The organism is Jeotgalicoccus nanhaiensis, from assembly GCF_015235105.1.
Classification (GTDB): domain Bacteria; phylum Bacillota; class Bacilli; order Staphylococcales; family Salinicoccaceae; genus Jeotgalicoccus; species Jeotgalicoccus nanhaiensis.
The window spans coordinates 1-1,503 of the sequence record NZ_JADGLW010000016.1 but is presented as its reverse complement, the minus strand read 5'-3'; the positions used below and the strand labels follow the sequence as shown (position 1 = coordinate 1,503).

Annotated in this window: 1 protein-coding gene and 1 pseudogene; both read left to right on the top strand. The window is 36.3% G+C overall.

Annotated elements, in window-relative coordinates; translation table 11 throughout:
- Nucleotides 1-53 precede the first annotated feature (53 nt).
- Nucleotides 54-593, top strand: a complete 540-nt coding sequence (locus tag IR135_RS11470) for a helix-turn-helix domain-containing protein (protein ID WP_135099499.1) — start codon at nt 54-56, stop codon at nt 591-593.
- Nucleotides 566-1,471: pseudogene (locus IR135_RS11465) on the top strand (IS3 family transposase); the annotation flags it as partial. The gene IR135_RS11470 and the pseudogene IR135_RS11465, both read left to right, overlap by 28 nt.
- Nucleotides 1,472-1,503 lie beyond the last annotated feature (32 nt).

Genomic DNA, 1,503 nt, shown 5'->3' with positions numbered 1-1,503 from the left:
TGACGTGCTCCCCTTAAGTTGTACTTACTATTCAACTTAAGGGGAGTTTTTGTATGAAAAATAATAAACATAGTTTTGAATTTAAGTTAACAGTCGTAACAGATTATTTAAATGGCGAAGGTGGATTTCAATATCTAAGTAAAAAATATAGTATTCGAGATTCATTGATTAAAATATGGGTCACTCAATATAATCAATTTGGTGATGAGGGCTTAGCTAAATCTATGACACATACACACTACTCTGGTGAATTTAAGCGTGCTGTTTTACAATACAGACAAGAAAATCAACTGTCTTATAGAGAAACAGCGATTCATTTTGGACTCAAGAATAGTTCAATGATCGCAAATTGGCAGCGTAAACTACTTGAATGTGGTCCGGCTGCTCTAGACAGTCACTTAGGGAGATCGAGAAAACATATGGTTAAAGATGATCAAAGCAATAATAAGACAACAAATCGGGACGAGCCACTAAATGAGACAGAACGAGAAGAACTTGAACGCCTAAGAGAACAGTTACGAATGTCAAAACTAGAAAACATTATTTTAAAAAAGTTGAACGCCTTACCGAAAAATCCAACAGACAACAAGTAAAGGTAGCCATCGAAGTAAGGCAAGAGACAGAGTATACTCTAAAAGACATTTTAGCAGTGATGCAGCTACCGAAGTCTGTATACTACTACTGGGTGAAGCATATGGATGATCAGACGCGTAAGAATCAATGGCTGGTAGACAAAGTGAAGTCAATCGTATCAAAGCATAAAGGGCGATATGGCTACAGAAGAATTCAAGTAGAGCTAGAACAGTCAGAAGGGATACGTGTGAATCATAAACGTTTACTGCGTATTATGAGATTACACAATCTTTTATGCCAGAAGTTCAAAAATAAATCTAGACAGAAATATCGTTCATACAAAGGTAATATTGGAAAAGTCGCACCGAATCATGTGAACCGTCACTTTCAATCTGATCAATTCAATCAACTATGGGTGACAGATGTGACAGAGTTTGCGTTGCCCATCAAAGGACGGAAGCTCTATCTGTCCACAATCATGGATTGCTACAATTCTGAAATTATTGCTTATAAAATGAGTCATTCACCAACTTTAGACATCGCAACTGATCCGTTGCATCGTGCTTTAAATACACATCAATCTCAATTGAATCAATTGGTCGTTCACTCTGATCAAGGCTATCACTATCAACATAGAAGTTGGGTTCATCTGCTTGAATCTTTTGGTGCCACAATGAGCATGTCTAGGAAAGGAAACTGCTTGGATAATGCCGCTATGGAAAATTTCTTTGGCATCTTGAAGCAAGAAATGTTTTATGGTGTATCATTTGAATCTTATACATCATTGGAAGAGAGCATTCATGAGTACATTAATTATTATAATAAATATAGAATCAAGACAAAATTAAAAGGCATGTCTCCTGAACAATTCAGGAAACATACCTTGAAATCAGCCTAAATCCAAAAGTTCAACTTTTGGGTAGCACGTCA